This is a genomic window from Sorangium sp. So ce363 (assembly GCF_051520435.1).
Lineage (GTDB): Bacteria > Myxococcota_A > Polyangia > Polyangiales > Polyangiaceae > Sorangium > Sorangium cellulosum_B.
Genome location: NZ_CP150333.1, coordinates 1,244,051 through 1,262,533, shown reverse-complemented (window position 1 = coordinate 1,262,533; position 18,483 = coordinate 1,244,051). Strand labels below are relative to the sequence as shown.

The 18,483-nt window shown below is 74.3% G+C and carries 16 protein-coding genes; 14 read left to right on the top strand and 2 right to left on the bottom strand.

Going from position 1 to position 18,483, the window contains the following annotated elements:
• Window positions 1-3: 3 nt before the first annotated feature.
• Window positions 4-2,064: a sulfatase-like hydrolase/transferase gene (locus WMF12_RS04720; RefSeq protein WP_437866815.1), complete on the bottom strand. Its 2,061-nt coding sequence runs from the start codon at window positions 2,062-2,064 to the stop codon at window positions 4-6.
• Window positions 2,065-2,217: 153 nt separating this feature from the next.
• Here WMF12_RS04720 and WMF12_RS04715 point away from each other — a divergent pair, with 153 nt between their 5' ends.
• The 14 genes from WMF12_RS04715 to panD all read left to right on the top strand — a co-directional run bounded on the left by WMF12_RS04715 (window position 2,218) and on the right by panD (window position 16,782).
• Window positions 2,218-3,501, top strand: a complete 1,284-nt coding sequence (locus WMF12_RS04715) for a SprT-like domain-containing protein (RefSeq protein WP_437866806.1) — start codon at window positions 2,218-2,220, stop codon at window positions 3,499-3,501.
• Between the two features lie 173 nt (window positions 3,502-3,674).
• Complete coding sequence (locus tag WMF12_RS04710; protein WP_012233582.1) at window positions 3,675-4,139, top strand: SRPBCC family protein; 465 nt, start codon at window positions 3,675-3,677, stop codon at window positions 4,137-4,139.
• A gap of 234 nt (window positions 4,140-4,373) precedes the next feature.
• On the top strand, window positions 4,374-4,853 hold the full coding sequence (locus WMF12_RS04705) for a hypothetical protein (RefSeq protein ID WP_437866792.1): 480 nt from the start codon (window positions 4,374-4,376) through the stop codon (window positions 4,851-4,853).
• Complete coding sequence (locus tag WMF12_RS04700) at window positions 4,832-5,608, top strand: sensor histidine kinase (protein WP_437866780.1); 777 nt, start codon at window positions 4,832-4,834, stop codon at window positions 5,606-5,608. Before WMF12_RS04705 ends, WMF12_RS04700 begins: the two co-directional genes overlap by 22 nt.
• Window positions 5,609-5,967: 359 nt before the next feature.
• Entirely contained in the window at window positions 5,968-6,369 is a 402-nt protein-coding gene (locus WMF12_RS04695; protein WP_437866762.1) for a hypothetical protein, read from the top strand.
• Window positions 6,370-6,507: 138 nt separating this feature from the next.
• Complete coding sequence (locus tag WMF12_RS04690) at window positions 6,508-9,099, top strand: transglycosylase SLT domain-containing protein (protein ID WP_437866751.1); 2,592 nt, start codon at window positions 6,508-6,510, stop codon at window positions 9,097-9,099.
• Window positions 9,100-9,206: 107 nt separating this feature from the next.
• Window positions 9,207-10,544: a protein kinase domain-containing protein gene (locus WMF12_RS04685; RefSeq protein ID WP_437744423.1), complete on the top strand. Its 1,338-nt coding sequence runs from the start codon at window positions 9,207-9,209 to the stop codon at window positions 10,542-10,544.
• A gap of 4 nt (window positions 10,545-10,548) precedes the next feature.
• Window positions 10,549-11,628, top strand: coding sequence for a dipeptidase (locus tag WMF12_RS04680; protein ID WP_437744422.1), 1,080 nt, complete (start codon window positions 10,549-10,551; stop codon window positions 11,626-11,628).
• Window positions 11,629-11,675: 47 nt separating this feature from the next.
• Window positions 11,676-12,770: a hypothetical protein gene (locus WMF12_RS04675; protein ID WP_437866727.1), complete on the top strand. Its 1,095-nt coding sequence runs from the start codon at window positions 11,676-11,678 to the stop codon at window positions 12,768-12,770.
• A gap of 235 nt (window positions 12,771-13,005) precedes the next feature.
• Complete coding sequence (locus tag WMF12_RS04670) at window positions 13,006-13,551, top strand: DUF1232 domain-containing protein (protein WP_437866722.1); 546 nt, start codon at window positions 13,006-13,008, stop codon at window positions 13,549-13,551.
• Between the two features lie 82 nt (window positions 13,552-13,633).
• Window positions 13,634-14,734: a metallophosphoesterase gene (locus WMF12_RS04665; protein ID WP_437866714.1), complete on the top strand. Its 1,101-nt coding sequence runs from the start codon at window positions 13,634-13,636 to the stop codon at window positions 14,732-14,734.
• Window positions 14,735-14,936: 202 nt separating this feature from the next.
• Complete coding sequence (locus WMF12_RS04660) at window positions 14,937-15,113, top strand: hypothetical protein (protein WP_437866706.1); 177 nt, start codon at window positions 14,937-14,939, stop codon at window positions 15,111-15,113.
• Entirely contained in the window at window positions 15,113-16,258 is a 1,146-nt protein-coding gene (locus tag WMF12_RS04655; protein ID WP_437866702.1) for a hypothetical protein, read from the top strand. The genes WMF12_RS04660 and WMF12_RS04655 overlap by 1 nt, the downstream gene beginning before the upstream one ends.
• Window positions 16,259-16,392: 134 nt before the next feature.
• The gene (gene panD / locus WMF12_RS04650) at window positions 16,393-16,782 is read left to right on the top strand and encodes an aspartate 1-decarboxylase (protein WP_437297999.1); all 390 of its coding nucleotides are present in this window, start codon (window positions 16,393-16,395) and stop codon (window positions 16,780-16,782) included.
• A 45-nt stretch (window positions 16,783-16,827) separates the two neighbouring features.
• Here panD and WMF12_RS04645 read toward each other — a convergent pair whose 3' ends face one another.
• Window positions 16,828-18,480 (bottom strand): hypothetical protein, encoded by a 1,653-nt coding sequence (locus tag WMF12_RS04645; RefSeq protein WP_437866687.1) that lies wholly within the window; start codon window positions 18,478-18,480, stop codon window positions 16,828-16,830.
• Window positions 18,481-18,483 lie beyond the last annotated feature (3 nt).

Below are 18,483 nucleotides of genomic sequence, written 5' to 3'. Positions count from 1 at the left end.
GGATCAGTCGTGGCGAGGCCCGACCGCGAGGTCGCGGAGGTGGGCGGGGACGTCGACGCTGCCGGCGGGACCGCCGTAGAGGGCGTCCGCGAGCCGGGGCAGGTCGCCGCAGGCGGCGGGCCCGAGGTCGCGCTGCTCGCGGGGGTCGGCGAGCACGTCGTAGCAGTGCCAGACGGTGTCCCAGGCGCGGGATTCGAGCTTCATGTTGCCGCGCATCATCCCCCAGTTCTTGAACGCGCAGCCCCAGATCCCGGTGCAGTTCGTGAGCGCCAGCGCCGCCGGCCCGGGCGACGGCCGGAGCAGGCTGTGCCCGACCATCGCCGCCCGGTACCCCGCGAGCGCAGGCTCCTCCCAGAGGCCCATCAGGTCGAGCAGGGTCGGCGCCACGTCGGTGTGGAAGACGGGCTCGTCCCGGGCCGCGCGCAGCGCGCCCTCCTCCGCGGCCGTGAGGGTGCCCGGCGGAGCGTCGACCCATCCGGGCACCCGGATCTCCTCGTCGAGGATCGAGCCCGTGTGGCCGAGCTGGCCGTGCTCCCGGAACGCCTCGCCGTGGTCGGACGTGAAGACGATGACCGTGCGCTCGCCGACCGGAGAGCTGCGGACGAAGCGGATGAGCTCCGCGATGGCCGCGTCCTGACGGTAGACCGCGTTCCTGTAGAAGTTGCGGTACGCCTCGTTGTCGTCCGGCGCCTTGCTCTCGAGGGCGGGCTGGAACGGCGCGTCCTCCGGGTCGACCAGGTAGGGGACGTGGGTGTTCCCGAAGTGAGCGACCGCGAGGAACGGCTCGCGCAGCGAGAGCACCTCGGACCGGACGTGCGCCGACAGCAGCCGGTCGTCGGCCCCGAGATCGATGTCGGCGAGCGGATCGAGCTCGGTCGCGCCGCACTGGTGCGAGACCGGCAGGTCCTGCACGTAGAGGCGCGAGTTGGCGAACATCATGTGGTGGCTCGTCCAGTAAGCGCTGTCGAAGCCGGCGGCGTGCGCGTAGTCGAAGACGAGCGGCGCCGTGTGGAGCGCCTCGCGGGTCGCGACCGGCTGGAGGCCGGACCAGAGCACCGCGAGCCCGATCGCCGTCGTCGAGGCGTTCGAGCGCATCTGCGTGAGCGGCAGCCGGTCGGGGACCGCGGCGTCGATGCGCGGCGTGCCGGGGCACGCGACGGGCGCCTCGCCGGCGGCGACCCCGACGCCGACGGGCGCGCGCGCCGAGCACGTCGCGTCGGCGCGCACGCTCTCGGTCAGGATGAAGAGGACGTTGCGCCGCGGGCCCGGCCGCGGGGTGACAGGCGGCAGCGAGGGCGGCGTGCGGAGCCCGGGGCGCACCTGCGCCGTGGTCTGGACGCCGGCGAGCTCCTTGAGCAGGCCGCCGATCGCGTGGAAGTAGATGACGTCGGGCGTGGAGGCCTGCACCGTGCGGTAGGAGCACGGCAGGACGAACGCGGCCACCACGACCGCGGGCGCGGCGAGGCGGGCGGCGCGGGCCCACGCCGTGCGGCCGGGCCGCACGATCCGCCGGCCCAGCCACACGAGCGCGATCGCGAGCAGGAGCGGCGGGAGGACCGAGCGGAAGAAGTTCTCGCCGTCGGCCCGGAGCTGGCCGAAGAGGCTGGCCGAGAGTGAGGTCCCGAAGAGCGTCGCGTCGAGGTTGAGGTACGTCGCGTACTGGCGGTGGAAGTAGAGCTGGCCGCCGAGCGACAGCGTCGCGAGCGCCACGAAGAGCAGCGCCGCGAGCCACCGCGACGCGCCCCGCCGCGACGAGGCCGCGAAGAGCAGGAGCCCCCAGAGCGCGGCGCTCTCGACCATCGCGCCGAGGTAGCTCGCGATGTGCTTCCCGCCCAGATCGAGCAGGCGATCGCCGCGGAGGAGGACGTCCGCCACCACGATGAGGAGCAGCGGGAGCGCGAGGAACAGGCGGCCGTAGCGGCGGCGGGCGCGGGCGACGGCGCGCAGCCGCGCGCGCGCCGCGGCGCGATCTGCGCCCAGATCGCGGGCGAAACCGCGGGACGAGCGGCTTGCGGCGTCGGCCTCGACCGGCCGAGGATCGTTGAGCGCCTTGGAGCGGAGCACGGAGGCGCGCGAGTTTACCGAGGACGTGGCGTATCGGGAACGTTTCTGAGGCGGCTCGGTGGCATCGAGGTGACGGCGCCGGCCGGGACTGCCCGCCCGGGAGACGAGAAAACCCTTCGACCGCCGCGCGAGGCGTGCCATGGAGGCGTTCGCATGGCGGAGCAGCTCTTCCTGAACGGGATGCCCGGCGCGCAGCAGGCCTCCGGGGCCGGGGCGCCGCCGGCCGAACCCGCGTCGACCGAGGCCCCCGCGGAGCCTGAGGCGAGGCCGTCGCCGGGCGCGCCCGCGCCCGAGTCGCCGCTCGAGACGGCGGTCAGGCTCAGCGCCGAGCTGGAGGCCGCGCTCGTGCGCGAGCTCATGGCGGCCTACCAGAGCCTGAACTACACGCATTTCCGACGGAAGCTGCGCTCTGCGTCCATCGAGCTGTCCGACGCCGCGAGCCGGCTCGGGCGGTGGATCTCGGAGACGCGCGCGATCGAGATCTCGCGGCCGCTCGTCCTGACGCAGCCGTGGGGCGTCGTGATCGAGGTGCTGAAGCACGAGATGGCGCACCAGTACGTGCACGAGGTGCTGGGCGTCAGGGACGAGGCGGCGCACGGGCCGGCGTTCCGCGAGGTGTGCACGCGCCTCGGCATCGACGGGACGGCGGCCGGGATGCCGGCCGCGGGGCGCTCGCCGGCGGATCCTGGCGGGGCCGCGCGCGGCGGCGACGCGGGCGCGTCGGAGGCGAGCGTGGACGCCCGGATCCTCGATCGCATCGCGCGGCTGCTCGCGCTCGCCGACAGCCCGAACGCGAACGAGGCGCAGGCGGCGATGAGCGCCGCGCAGCGGCTGATGCTGAAGTACAACCTCGACGTCGCGAAGGCGCGCGCCGCGCGGCAGTACGGATTCCGCCACCTCGGCGCGCCGAGCGGGCGCGTGGGCGAGACCGAGCGGATCGTCGGCGGCATCCTGGGGAAGCACTTCTTCGTCGAGGCGATCTGGGTGCCCGTCTACGTGCCGCTCGAGGGCAAGCGGGGCAGCGTCCTCGAGATCTGCGGGACGCCGGCGAACCTGGAGATGGCGGCCTACGTGCACGCGTTCCTGCACCACACGGCCGAGCAGCTGTGGAACGAGCACAAGCGGACCCAAGGGGTGAAGGGCAACAAGGACCGGCGGACCTACCAGGCCGGGGTGATGCTCGGGTTCCTCGAGAAGCTGAACACGGAGCGGAAGGTGTCCGTCGAGCAGGGGCTCGTCTGGGTGAGGGACGCCGATCTGGACGGCTACTATCGAACGCGCCACCCGCACGTGCAGCACCTGCGCCACGCGGGCAACCAGCGGACGGCGGCGCACGCGCACGGGCGCGAGGCGGGGCGAAAGATCGTCCTGCACCGCCCGATGCAGGGGGCGACAGGCAACCGGGGCATGCTGCTGCCGCCGGGCAAGAAGGGCTGAGCTCGCGACTCCGGATCCGGGCCGCGCGAGGAGCTCGGACGGAAGCCGGACGATGCGAGATGGCGGAGCGCCAGCGTCTCGGCCGCGGCGCGCGCTCGACGCGCTCGTTGACGGAGAAGGATCGGTTCCGGCACGATGGCGCGGCGCGCGGAAAAGCCTAGGAGAAGAACGAGATGCCGCTCCTGTTCACCATTGAAGAGCGCTTCGATGCATCGCCCGAGGACGTCTTCCGGCTCGCGACCGACATCGACGCGTTCGGCGACTGGATGCCCAATTTCGTGCGGGTAGAGAAGCTCACGGGCGCCGTCGTCGGCAAGGGCGCGATGTGGCGTGAGACCCGCAAGATGTTCGGCAAGGAATCGACCGAGCTGTTCGAGGTCACGGCGGCGGAGCCAGGCAGGCGTCTGGACCTCTTCGTCGACGGGCAAAAGGGCACCACGGGGCGGGGGGCCTACCGCTTCCGGTATGTCTTCGAGCCCGAGGGCGCCGGCACGCTGCTCAAGATGGAGGGCGAGATCGCCGGGATGGGCTGGTTCATGGAGACGCTGGGGCGGCTGTTCATTGGCAGCTTCAAGAAGGCGGTGCACGGGGATCTCAAGGCCATGAAGACGCACCTGGAGCGGCGGCGGGCGAGCTAGCGCTGCGCCGCCCCACGAACACCATCTCCTGGGGCCTCATCGGTGTTCACCAAGCTCGTTCGATCGCGCTCAGGGCACCAAGGCCGACCAGCGCTCACCAGCGTAATCGTGGTTATCTCATCCTCCCTCGACACGAGCCTGGGGGACATCCGCTGATGCAGCGAGGGTGATCCGCCACGGCTCCGGCGTACGTCCCGCGTTGCGCTCGGGCGGACGGCGGAACAGCATCCCGGCATGGCGATGCGACGGAGGAAGGACCCGGCGAGAGCGAAGTTTTCTCTTATGCTCGAGCGGCTGCCGTCTATTCTGCTGTCGCTGTTTGCGGCCTTCTTCGTCGCCATCGCGAGCTTCGTGATCTCCGCTGGCTACGCGGAGCACCGAGCCGCCGAGATCGACGCGGCGGCCATGAGCTTGGCGGAGAACGCCACGCCGAGCATCATGCACCTGGCGGCCGCGCGCGCCGAGCTGAGGCATACCCAGGCGCTCCTGAGCGACCTCGTCAACGACGCCGCGCTGGGCCGCCCGCGCGACCGCCACGAGCTCGACGAGGCGCGTGACAATCTATCCCGGAGCATCGACGTCTACCTCGGCATGCCCGTCTATCCGGGCGAGCTCAAGCAGTGGCAGACCGTCGCGCAGGCGCTCGGCAAGCTCGATCTGGACACCGGCCGGGTGCTCTCGCTGGTGGCGCCGTGCAGGTCCGGCGCCACGTGAGGCTGCTCTGGCAGCAAGGCGTGGTCCTGGAGCGTCGAGCGGATGAGCTCGAGCAGTTCGCCGGCCGGGTCGCGCACGACGTGCTCAGCCCCCTCGGCGCGGTTGCGCTCGCGCTCGACCTCGCCCTGCGGCGGTGCGGCGAGGGAGATCCGGCACGAAAAGGGCTCGAACGGGGCCGGCAGGCCACCCTGCGCGTCAAGCGCATGACCGACGGGCTGCTGGCGTTTGCTCGCGCGGGCGCGAGTCCGGAGCCAGGCGCGCGCGCCGAGGTGCACCCCATCATCGACGATCTCATGGTCGAGCTCGCTCCTGTCGCGGTGGAGCTCGGCGCGGAGCTCCGCGTCGAGCCCTTCGCCCCGTGCGCGGTGGCCGCGAGCCCCGGCGTGCTGACCAGCATCCTCGCCAACCTGACCCGCAACGCGCTCAAGTACCTCGGCGACGCGGCGGTCTGTCGCGTCGTGATCCGGGTGATCGACGCGAGAGAGGCTGTGCGGATCGAGGTGGAGGACACGGGGCCCGGCGTCGCGCCGGCCCTGGAGCAGATGGTGTTCGAGCCTCATGTCCGAGCGCAAGGCGCTCGAGTGCCGGGTCTGGGCCTGGGCCTCGCCACCGTCAAACGCTTGACCGAGGCGCACGGCGGCCGCGTGGGGCTCCGCACGGTCGTGGGCAAGGGGAGCCTCTTTTGGTTCGAGCTGCCCAGAGCGAGCAGCGAGGCAGCGCACGCGCCCGAAATCGGCCCGAGCTCCACCGCATGACATCCGGGAGGCTGCGCTCCGCGAGCGACGTGAGGATGCGCTTGCGAAAAAAGAGAGGCGCCGAGATCGTGCTCGACACGCCGGTCCCGGACGTGCCGCAGGTGCCGCCCTATCCGAACGGGGCCGGCGGCGCCTCCCCTCGCACGAGGCTGCCGCCGAGCAGACCCACGGCGCCTCGAACTTGTACGAGGTTGCCCCCTCGGACGACCCCGGTTCCCTTCAGTCCACGCCGATCCGTCTTTGTTGACCCGGTGCGCAGCCCCAGGCACCATCGGCGCGCAGCGCCCGGCCGGCCTGCATGGCTGGAGGCTCGACTCCGGCTCGCTCCCCTTCCCTAAACAAGCTGTTGAGGTGCTTTGATGCCCGTTCGTACGATGCTCTTGCTCTGCTTCGCGCCCTTTGTCATGGGCGCTCTCCAAGGTTGCGGCGGCGATGACGGCGGCGGCGATACCTCCGGGGGGTCGCCGCTCGGTGAATGTCCGCCCGACTCGACCGCGCAGGCGGAGGCGGGCTACCAGGCGCTCCAGGACCAGTGCGTGCCCTGTCATCTGTCGACCTCGGAGGGCGCGTCGCGCATCGGCGCTCCGGAGGATGTCAACGTCGACGACCCCGCCAGCGTCACCGCCGAGGCGGCGGAGATCCTCTCGGAGATCCGGATCGGCGGCGCGAATGGCGGGGACGGGATGCCCATCGGCGCGAAGCTCTCGGACGACACGATCGAGGCCATCCGGGTCTTCCTCGCCTGCGACGCGGCCCAGTAACGCCGCGCCCCCCGCCACGCCCGCTTCTCACGTCCGAACGCCGGCGCGCCAGCTCACGAGAGGGCGCGCCGGCGGCTCGCAGGCGCGCCGCTCGCCTCGATCGCTGTGCGACCGCGCGATCCGGAGTATGGTGCAGGCATGTTCAGGCTGGATGCCCGCTCCGGGGCCGCCGCGCTCGCGCTGGCCGCCACGCTCGCGCTGACCGCGTCGCTCGGCGCCTCGTGCGCCGGCGCGCCCCCCGCGCAGCGCGGGGCGACGGCCTGCCCGCCGCTCTGCCCGCAGCCGGCGCCCCCGCCGAGCGCGGCGCCGGCGGGGCCCGTCGTCCCGGGCACGCCGGGCGAGGCGCCGGCGTTCGACCCCGAGCGCCTCACCCTCGTGCTGGACGACCCGCGGCTCGCGCAGGTGCAGAAGCTCGTCGAGCAGGAGGCGTACGCAGGCGCGGCCGCGGCGATGGCCCAGGCGCTCTCGGCGCCCCTGTCGCCCGCGGACGCAGCGGCGTTCCGCTACCAGCTCGGGCGGCTGCGCGCCCTCGCGGGCGATCCCGTGGGCGCGGCGAAGGAGTACGACGCCGCCGCGGCGGCGGGCGGGCCGCTCGCGGATCACGCGAGGTTCGCGGCGGCCGATCTCCTCGCCAGGGCGGGGCAGCCCGACGCGGCGCTCGAGCGCGCGCGCGCCGTCGCGTCGGACGTCGCGATCGCCGACGAGCTCGATCGCATCGTCGCCGGCGCGCTCGCCGACAAGGGCGACATCGAGGGCGCGGCCGCGCGCTGGCGCGCGTACCTCGCCCGCAGCTGGCCGGCGTCGACGTGGGTGCCCGAGGCGCTCCGCTTCGCGCGCGCGCTGCTCCGCCACCCGAGCGAAGACCACGCCGAGGAGGCGATCCGTGTCACCCGGCGCGTCATCGACGAGGCGCCGGGCGGCGCCGGCGCCGGGGAGGCGAAGGAGCTCCAGGACCAGGCCCTGTCGACGCTGCCGTTCGCGCGGCGCAAGCCGTTCCTCGACCTGGGCCCCGCCGATCTGCTCGCCCGCGCGCGTGCCTTGCTCGCCTCGCGCCAGGACAAGGAAGCGCTCGCCGTCACCGACGCGCTGATCGCCCTCCCCGAGGCGCAGGCGCCCTCGGCCTTCGCCTGCGACGCGTTCGCCGCGCGCGGCGAGGCGTTCGGGCGCCTCCGGCGGCGGGCCGAGGCCGCCGACCTTTTCGGCACGGCGATCGAGCGCTGCGGGCCGGCTGCGCCCGCCGCTGCAGGCGTCGCGCCCACCGCTGCAGGTGCGAGCGCGCCCGCCGCAGCCGGGGCGCCCGCCGCAGCCGGGGCGCCCGCCGCAGCCGGGGCGCCCGCCCCGCGGCGGCCCGAGACCCTCTACAACGCCGGGCGCGCGTCGCTCCGCGTCGATCGGCACGCCGAGGCGGCCGCGCGCTTCGCGCTGCTCGAGAAGGAATACCCGGATCACCGGCTCGCGGACGACGCGCGCTACCTCGGCGCGCGCGCGCTGCTCGGGCTCGGGGACCAGGCGCAGTTCGTGCAGCTGCTCACCGCCATGCCCGACGATTACCCGTCGGGCGACATGGTCGCCGACGGCCTGTTCGAGCTCGCGCTCTTCGAGATGGAGCGCGGCGACTGGGCGGGCGCGGTCAGGCCGCTCGAGCGCGCGCTCGAGCGGTTCCCGCACGAACGCGCGTACCACGCCGCCGGCAGGCTCCCCTATTACCTCGGGCGCGCCCGCATCGAGACGGGCTCGCCCGACAAGGGGAAGGCGCTGCTCGAGCAGGTGATCCGCGATTACCCGCTCTCTTTCTACATGGCGCTCTCCCACGCGCGGCTCGCCGACGTGGACCCCGCCGCCGCCCAGCGCGCCCTGTCCGCGGCCCTGGAGCGCGACGCGAGCGCGCCGTACACCGAGCTCAGGAGCCCGCTCTTCGCGCAACCCGCGTTCACGCGCGCGGTCGAGCTCGCGCGCCAGGGGGAAGCGAAGCTCGCGCGGCGCGAGCTCGACCTGCTCGGCGTCGGGGGCAAGACGGCGCCGCGCGAGGTGATGTGGGCCTCGGCGTTCCTGCTCGCGCGCTCGGGCGCGCTGCCGCAGTCGTACAGCATCCTGCGCACCGCCATGGCGGCGCCGGCGGCCGTCGAGCTCGCGGGCGAGTGGGTCGATCACTACCCGGTCGGGCGCTGGCGCGGCGCCTGGGAGCTCGCCTACCCGCGCCCCTTCTCCGGCCTCGTCGCCGCGGAGACCAAGCGGAGCGGGATCCCCGAGGCCCTCGCCTACGCGATCATGCGCGAGGAGTCGGCCTTCGACCCGAGGGTGGCCTCGCCGGCCCAGGCGTTCGGGCTGATGCAGCTCATCGTGCCGACCGCGAAGCGGGTGGCCAAGCCGCTCGGGCTGCCGTGGAGCGCCGACGCGCTGAAGCGCCCCGAGGTGAACATCGCGCTCGGCTGCCGTTACCTCTCGCAGCTGCGCGGCCAGTTCTCGGACAACCCGCTGCTGGCGATCCCCGCCTACAACGCGGGGGGCGGCGCGCCGAAGCGATGGATCGCGGAGCGCCCCTCGCAGAGCTTCGACCTGTGGGTCGAGCGCATCCCGTACGAGGAGACGCGGCTCTACACGAAGCGCGTGATGACGAGCCTCGCCGTCTACGAGCTCCTCTACGCCGGCGCTCAGCCGGGCGAGGCCCTGCGGACGCCGCTGCCCGCGAGCCCGGCCGCGCGCTCGGCCGTGGCGAACGCCGCGCCCTGACACCCGCGCCGGCGGAGCCGCACGCCGAAGCGCCGGCGGAACCGGAAGCCAAACGCCGCCGAGGTTTCGGCGAGCGGGCCGCGGTGAAGCTTTGGTAGAGTCCGCGTGTGATCGACCCATCGAGCCCTTCCCATCAGCTCGTGGGCGCCGTGCTCAGCGGGCGCTTCCGGATCCTGCGTCTCCTCGGCGAGGGGGGCATGGGCGCGGTCTACGAGGCCGAGAGCCTTCGCGGCGAGGGCAAGCGGGCGATCAAGGTGCTCCACCCCGAGTTCACGCAGGAGGAGCAGGTCCTCCACCGCTTCTTCGCCGAGGCGGAGGCGACGAGGGGGTTCGTCCACCAGAACATCGCCTCGGTCTTCGAGGCGACCCGCGCCGAGGACGGCACGCCCTACCTCGTCATGGAGCTCCTGCAGGGCGTCCCGCTCGCCGCGTACATCGACACGGGCAACCCGATCCCCCCGCAGCAGGCCGTGCCGATCATCCACGAGGTGCTCCAGGCGCTCATGGCGGCGCACAGCCACAAGGTGATCCACCGCGATCTGAAGCCCGAGAACCTGTTCCTCATCCGCGATCCGCGCGGGGGCTTCCGCGTGAAGGTGCTCGACTTCGGCATCGCGAAGGTGATGGACGCGGCCGGCGGAATGGGCCTGAAGACCCGCGCTGGCACGCTCCTCGGGACGCCCGGCTACATGAGCCCCGAGCAGATCAAGAACGCGCAGGGCGTCGACGCGCGCGCCGATCTCTGGAGCGTCGGCGTGATCTTCTACGAGATGCTCACGGCGACGCAGCCGTTCCCAGCCGAGAACGAGTTCGCGCGGCTCACCGCCGTGCTCGCCAAGGAGGTGCGCCCGATCGAGCAGGTCGCGCCCCACCTCGCGGCCTGGGGCCTCTTCTTCCAGCGCGCCCTCTGCAAGGACGTGGCCGGGCGCTTCCAGACGGCCGAGGAGATGGCGCAGACGCTGGGCGCCATCGCGCACCGCACGGGCATCGCGACGCCCAGCGCGCGGCCCGACGCGCCGGCGTCGCCCGCGCTGACGCACCAGCTGCCCTCGCTGCCGCCGCCGCAGCCGCTTCAGAACGCGACGCAGTCGCCGCAGAACATGGCGCCACCGCCGCAGAACATCACGCAGCCGGTGCAGAGCGTGCCGCCGGTCGCGTCCAGGATCCCGACGGTGCCCCCGCCGCGCACGTCAGCGCCGCCCGTCCAGGCGTCCCCGTCGGTGGCGCCCACGGCGACCTTCTCGGCCAGGCCAACCCACATCAGCGCGCAGCAGCCCGCCGGCGTGCCGACGCTCACGGGCGGCCATTACGACGTGCGGGTCGTGGACGTCCCCCTGGCCGCCGAGGGCGGGGGCTCGGAGGGCGCTGCCTGGTGGCTCGTGGGGCTCATCGGGCTCGTGTGCCTCGGCGTCGGCTTCGCGCTGGGCGTGCTGGTGAGCGGGTGAGCGCATGAACGGAAGCGCCCGCGTCCGCGCCCTGCTCGCCGTCACCTGCGCCGCCGGCGCCCTGGGCGCGCCGCGGCCCACGCTCGGCGACCCGCCCGCGGAGCCCCCCGTGCCGGTCGTCGATCTGCACGTCGACGTGCCCTGGCAGGTCCACTTCAAGGGGCGCGACAGGCGCCTCGGCGAAGGCCACGCCCGCAGGGAGACGCTCGTCGCGGGCCACTACCTCGGCATCGTGCTGCCGATCTACCTGCCCGACCAGGCGCGCCCCGAGGGCCCGCAGATCGAGGACGCCAGCGCGGTCCTCGCGACGATCGAGGCGATCATCGCCGCGAACCCGGTGCTGCTCCCGCTCGGCGCGGCGCGGGCCGAGCCGGGGAAGATCAGCACCTTCCTCTCGATCGAGGGGGCCGGCGCGTTCGCGGCGGACATCGCGCAGATCGACCGCTTCATCGCGCGCGGCGTGCGGCTCATCAGCCCGAACCACGCGAAGAACACGCGGCTCTCGTCGTCCGCGACCGGCGAGCCGGCGGCGTACGGGCTGACCGAGCTCGGCAAGCGGTTCTGCGAGCGCGTCTACGACCAGGGCGCCCTGATCGACGTCTCGCACATCTCGGACGCCGCGTTCGCGGATCTCGTCCCGATCGCCGCGGCGCACGGCGCGCCGATCGTCGCGACGCACTCGAACGCGCGCGCGGTGGCGAACCGGCCGCGCAACCTGACGGACGAGCAGCTGCGGCTCATCGCGCGGAGCGGCGGGGTCGCGGGGCTCAACTTCCACGCCCCCTTCGTGAACGGCACGAGCGAGGCGGACGTCGACGACGTGGTCGCGCAGGTCGATCACATGGTCCGCGTGGCCGGCGTCGATCACGTCGCGATCGGCTCGGATTTCGACGGCGGCATCGTCCCGCCGAGGGGGCTCGACGACGCGTCGGCGCTGCCGGCGCTCGCCGCGCGGCTCAGGCAGCGCGGCATGTCGCGCGAGGACGTGGTGAAGATCTTCGCGCAGAACGCGCTGCGCATCCTCGGCTGGCGGCCGGCGATGGATGCGAAGAGCGCGAGCGCGGCCGGCGGCGCGCGCCCGTAGCCGAAGGCCGCGGCGCGCCGCCCGCGCGCTCGTGGTAAAGGCCACGCATGCGCAGGGGAGTCGCTCGGTCGGCGCGAGGGCTTCCCGCCCTCGCGCTCCTCGCGTCCATCGCCGGCCCGAGCTGCGCCGAGCTCCCGCACGTCGAGGGCGCCGGCGAGGCCGTCTGCCCCGAGCTGCGCGGCCCGGGCGACGTCCTCGGGGCCCAGCTCACCGCGGACGCCCGGGCGAACGCGAAGGTGAGGACGTTCGTGCAGGCCGCCAAGGACATGGCGGCCGTGTCGGCCGCAATCGAGGCGCAGGTGGCCGACGCGTGCCGCCGGATGGGCGCGGATCTCGGGATACCCCCCGCGCAGATGGCGCCGCGCGACGAGGCGGGGGGCCAGGCCAGCGGCGCCTGCGGCCCGGTCTCGGCGGCGATCGACGCCATCCTGCTCCAGGGCGCCGGGGTGGGGGTCACGCTGAGGCGGCCGGCCTGCGAGGCGAACGGCGCGCAGTGCAGCGGCTCGTGCAACGTGCAGCTGGCTCCAGGGCAGATCGTGGCGTACTGCGAGCCCGCGCGGCTCTCCGGCCACTGCCAGGGCCGCTGCGACGGGCGGTGCGACGGGCGCTGCACCGGGCAGTGCCGGGGGCAGTGCTCCGCCTACGACGCGCAGGGCCGCTGCGCGGGGCAGTGCGACGGCGAGTGCGACGGCGGCTGCGACGCCACGTGCCACGCGCGCTGCGAGGGCGCCTGGCAGGCGCCGCAGTGCTCCTGGGTGGAGTGGCCCCCGAGCGGCGACGCCGAGTGCGAGGCGTGCTGCCGCGCGCACGCGGCCGTCCACGCGGCCTGCACGCCCACGCGGGTCCAGGTGCGCGTGGTGCAGGGCGGCGAGATGGCCGCGCGGCTCGCGGCGACGCTGCAGGCCAACCTGCCGGCGTTGCTGCACGCCGAGGTGGCGCTCGGCCGCCGGCTCCTCGGCGACGCCCAGACGGTGGTCCAGGTCGGCGCCGCGCTCCCGCGGATCGTGGGCGACGCGGGAGCGCGCGCGCTCGCGTGCGTCGCCGGGGCGGCCGAGGCCTCGAAGAGCGCGTCGGTGCGCATCCAGGCGAGCGTGCGCGCGAGCGCGAGCGTCACGGGGCGCATCGGGCTGACGGACGGATAATCGGGGGGCTGCCGCGGCAGAGCGCGCGCGCTGCGCGGCGCGCCGCCCGCGAGCCCCGATCGACGCGCGCCCGCGCCGGCGACGCGCGCTCGCGCCGGCCGCGCTCGCGCCGGCAACGATGTCCTGGTCGCAGCGCCCGGCGCCCGAAGCGGCGCCGAGCGCCTTCGCCTGCATGGATGGCATGGACGGCGCCGCGCCCCTCGGACTACCCTCGCGCTCCCGCCGGGAGGATCCCATGACCGATCTCGACGACCGCTGTCTCGACACGTTCCCCGAGTGGCTGCGCAGCCTCGCCTCGGACGCCACGGATCTGGCGGGCCTGCTCGCCTCGCCGGAAAGCCCGGAGGCCACGCGCCGCTCGCTCGCGGGGGGCCTCAACTACCTCTTCAAGTCGCTCGACCTCATCCCGGACGGCATCGAGGATCTCGGCTTCCTCGACGACGCCTTCGTGCTGCGCGTCGCCGCGTCCTTCGCCGCGGCGGAGAGCCCTGAGCTGCGCGATCAGGCGCCGGCCCTCGCGCGGCTCGCCCGCGACGCGGAGCTCATCGCCGAGCTGCTCGGCGGCGACTACGCCCGGCTCAAGAGCTACGTGCGCTCGCTGGAGAAGGGCGCCGCGCGCGGCCGCACCGTCGACGACATCCTGAGCGACGAGCAGGTCCGCACCTCGTTCATGCACGAGATCACCGGCTGGGCGTCGAGCTACACGGCACCGAGCTTCAGCCGTGACGCGAAGAATCTGATCAAGCTGAAATCATTCCTCTCCGCCAAGCTCCCGGCCTGATCGCGCGCGTCGAGGCGCCGCCGCGGCGCGTCCACCGCTCGCCATGGTACACCCCCGATCATCCCCCGGAGGATCGCGTCCGATGTCAGCCGCTCCCCGCCTCACCGCGCTGCTCGCCGCACTGCTCGCCGCGGGCTGCGACGCCGACCGACCCGCCTCGACGGCGCACAGCCCGGCCGCCGCCGCCTCCTCTCCGCCTTCGCGCTCGACCGGAGCCCCGGCCGCGCCGCCGCCCGACGCGGATCGCTCCTACGCCTACCCGGCCGCCGACCGCGTGGTCGCCATCGGCGACGTCCACGGCGACCTCGCGGCAACGCGCGCGGCCCTGCGGATCGCGGGCGCGATCGACGGCGCGGATCGCTGGATCGGCGGCAAGCTCGTGCTCGTGCAGACGGGCGACGAGCTCGACCGCGGCGACGGCGAGCAGGAGATCGTCGACCTCTTCGATCGCCTCGCCGTCGAGGCGCGCGCCGCCGGCGGCGTCGTGTACGCGCTGAACGGCAACCACGAGGTCATGAACGTCCAGCTCGATTTCCGCTACGTCACCGAGGGCGGCTTCAAGGACTTCGAGGACGTGCCCGGGCTCGACGCGTCGGGCCCCCGCCTCGCGCCCGTGCCGCCCCCCGCGCGAGCCCGCGCCGCCGCGTTCGCCCCCGGCGGTCTCTACGCCAGGAGGCTCGCGGCGCGCGACGTGATCATCGCGGTCGGCGACACCGTCTTCGCGCACGGCGGCGTGCTCCCGGCCCACACGCGCTACGGCATCGCGCGGATCAACCGCGAGGTGCGCGCGTGGATGGAGGGGAAGAGCCCCTCCGCGCCGGCCGTGATCGCGGCCGAGGACAGCCCGGTGTGGGCGCGCCTCTACTCGAGCGAGCCGCCGCCGGCCCCGGGGTCGCCCCCCTGCGCGGCGCTGGACCAGACCCTCGCGGCGATGTCCGCGAAGCGCATGGTCGTGGGCCACACGGTCCAGAAGCACGGCGTCACGTCGGCCTGCGGCGACAAGATCTGGCGGATCGACGTCGGCATGGCGTCGCATTACGGCGGAAAACCAGCAGCGCTGGAGATTGTCGGTGACACCGTGCGCGTCTTGACGGCCGACGCAACCAAGGCGACCGAGGCGGCCGACGCGTCTGGCGCACCCAACGCGACCAGCGCACCCAACGCGACCAAACCGAAAAAATAGACGCAATTGTGAGAAAATATCGGCGCCGTCCGCAACGCGATCGCGTGTCGTCAACGACCACGTTCACGTTCACGGCCACGCCGACAGGTGCCAGGGGGAGAAGCCCCCGGGCGCGCCCACCAGCGCATTGACGCGCGCCGCGAAGACCGGATAACGTGAACAGCAAACTGGGGTTCTTCGATCCCCAGGGGAAGGGAATCAGATGCCCGAGCGACCGCTCGCGCTGATCCACGAGGCGAATCTGAGCGACGGGGTGCCTACCCTGACGCTCGGCGAGCGGCGCCCCCCCCTTCCGGTCCCCCGTGCTGCGCCCGCGCTCCTGAGCCGGTGCCGGCAGGTCGAGCGCTGTACCGCGTGGCTCGACGCGGGGAGCGGCTGATGGACGACGACGAGCTGCTGCGCGCCCTGACGCGCATCGCACAGCGGGATCCGACGACCGATCCGCGCTGGCGCAGGCTCGCCGAAGAGACGCGCCCGGAGGACGCGCAAAACGCTCCGGGAGACGCAGCGAACACCGCGGCGCGCTCGAGCGCCGAGCGGGAGGAGCGCGAAGTCCGGCCGCCCCTCGACGACGAGACCCGCGCCCGGCTCGCCGACCAGCTCCTCGCCCAGCTCCGGGAGCCGCGCGGCGGTGCGCCCGCGCCGTCTCCGCTGGCGCGTCCAGCGGTCGATCGGAAGTCGGGGATCCGCTTCCGGTGCCCCGAGGAGTGGGACTGCGACGCGGAGGAGGCGAGCGACGTCGCCGATGCCGCGCCGCTGGGCGCGGACGCCGACTCGCTCAGCGGGACGAGCGCGCCGTCCACCACGGACGCGCCGGTCTGTCGCGCGATCGACGGCGAATCGGTGCCGCCCGGGACATCGGAGCCGCCGCGCGATGCGCGCTCGAGCGCGGCGCCCGGGCAGCCTGCCCAGCGCGCGCAGGACGGCGCGGACGCTCTCGCCAGGCCGCCGCGCAAGGGCCTGCCGCACCCCGAGCTGGTCGTCGAGCGGCGGAGCGCGCGGCGGACGACTCCGGCGGCGCGGGCCCGGGCGGCCGTGGGTGTGGTCGGCTGGGTCGTGTCGGCGGCGCTCGTGTCGCTGCTCGCGCTGCGGCCCGCGCCGTTCGCGCCGGGCGCCGCCCCGCTCCCCGACTACACGCTCGCGACGACGATCCTCGGCGACGGCCCGCAGCAGGGCGATCGCGGGCCGGGCATCCCGCGCCACGTCGGCAGGGGCAAAAGGCTCACGATCGCGCTCTCGCCCGGCACGCGCGTGCCGGCGCCGGTCGCGGTAAGGGCCTTCCTGGTGCAGGGCGGGAGCGCGCGCCCGTGGTCCGTGGAGCTGGCGCTGGACGGCGTCGGCGGCGCGAGCATCTCGGGCACGCGCGAGGAGCTGTTCCGGGACGTCGCGGTGGGTCCCTGCGAGGTCGTCCTGGTGGTCGGCCCCCCCGACGCGCTGCCAGGCCCGGACGACCCGCTGCCCGACGAGGACGCCATCCACCTGGCGGGCGGCCGGCTCCTGCGGCAGCGATTGTTCCTTGACTGACCGCCGCCTGCACGCATGAGGTAGCCCGTCCCTCCCCTGGCGAGGGAGGCCCGCCTCGCTCGCGGGCCTGCGGGCGCGCTCGACCCGGCGCGCGCGCCGCCGTCCCTGGCCGGGAAGGGCAGAGGGCATCACGCATGAACCGACGGATGTTCAAGAGCAAGATCCACCGCGCGACCGTGACCCACGCGGATCTGCACTACGAGGGCAGCGTCACGATCGACGCCGACCTCCTGGAGGCCGCGGACATCTTGCCGTACGAGGCGGTCGACATCTGGAACGTGACGCGCGGCTCCCGGCTGACCACGTACGCGCTCGCGGGGGCGCGCGGCTCGGGCGTCGTGTGCATCAACGGCGCGGCGGCGCACCTCAATCAGCCGGGCGACCTCGTGATCATCGCGACGTTCGCGGACATGGACGACGCCGAGGCGCGGCGGCACACGCCGCGCGTGCTCCGCGTCGACGGGCGCAACCGGCCGCTCGCCGACCAGCCGCCCGAGACGCCGGGCCCGCTCGCGCCCAACTGAGCGCGCCCCCAGGCGCCGAGGCCCCTCCGGGCCGCCGCCTGGGCCTCACCAGGCGAGGTGGACCCGCCCGTCGAGGTACACGCGCTGCGCCTCACCGAGGCCCGTCGACTCGCCCTCCACGACGCGCAGGATCCCGGTCGCGGGCCCGAGCGCCACATCCCGCCCCGCCTCGAAGCGCTGCATCCGGACCAGGGCGCGGTAGGCCTTGTCCAGCAGGAGGGCCCGCTCGCGCGACGGCGCGACGAGGTACGCGAGATCGCGGTCGCCGCCGGGCGCGCCGCGCCGCACCTCGGCTTCATCGAGCGCGCCGCCCGGGAAGAAGCGGGCGAGCATCTCCGCGTTCCCGCGGTAGTCGTCGGCCCCGCGGGCGCGGCGCAGGTAGGTCAGCACCTCCGGCTCCGCGTGGCCGGCCTGCGGCACGTCGGGCATGCCGCGCAGGTCCTGGTGCCGCCATCCGGCGGCGCCAGGCACCTTGCGCGCCAGCGAGAAGGTGTGATCCACCGTCACCCCGACCGCGCCGTGGCAGCCCATGCACGCCCGGTGCTCCTCCGCGGTCTGCAGCCGCAGCCGGCCCTGCTCGTCCTCGATGAACGCCTGGATCTGCCAGCCGAACGCGTTGCGCAGGCCGACCTCGGGCCCGCCCGGGTGGAACGGCGGCTGCCCCTCGTCCTTCTCCTCCGCCTCGCGCTCGTACGCGCGCGCGATCGCCCAGTCGTCCGGCTCGTCGACCTTGCGCGCGTAGCGCAGCTCCTTCATCCGCGCGGCGAGCAGCGCCGGGCGATCCGGGTCGAGGTACCGCACCGAGTGCAGGAGCTCCACCCCGCGCGGATAGAGCCACGCCCGCACCGGGACGCCGGCCGCCCCGCCGGCGTACCGCGCGGGCAGGCGGACGACGCGCGTCACCGCGGGCTCGAGCGCGCCGTCGCCGTCGAGATCGAAGCCGGCGAGGAGCTCGCTCACCGGCTCCACCTCCCGCCCGGCGGCCGCGTCAGCGGGCCCGGCCGCGCCCTCCCTCGGCAGGGGCGACGGCGACGCGATCGCCGCCTCGAGCAGCGCGAGGTTCAGCTTGTACACCTCGCGCGACGGCGCGCCCGAGGCGTCCTCGCGGAACGCGGCCGGAAGCCGGAGGAACACGTCGCCGGCGCTTCCGTTCGTGGGCCAGAAGCTCCCGGGGAACGGCTTGTAGCGGACCGCGCGGAAGCCGCTCCCGTCGCGCGCGAAGCCCTCCTCGTCGAGCCCGGCGCCGAGGTCGAGATCCGGCACGTAGCCCGGGTAATCCCGGCGCGCGGCGAGCGCCTCGCGCAGCGGCGCGTAGTTGTCCTCCCGGATGTACCCGAGGATCTCCGCGTCGCTCGTCCGGGCGGCGGCGGCCGAGAGGTCCTCGAGCAGGTTCGTCCAGGGGTTCTTCCGGGCCGCGTCCGAGAAGCTGGTTTCGCGCTGGAGCTCGTGATCGGCGAGCGTGTTCGGGCCGATCCCGATCGTGTGACACGTCCAGCAGCCGTTCGCGCCGCTGGCCGTGGTCGCGTAACACATCGGCGGGATCGACGCCTCGGGGTTGCCCGCGCGCCCGGCGCGCGCGGCCGCGGTGGCGAGCGGGTCGTAGCCGCCCCCGCCGCAGCGCGCGCCCGCGGCGAGGACGGCGGACACCGCCGCGAAGGCCAGGGGCGCGGACAGCAGGCGCGCGCGGCGGGCGGGCATCGA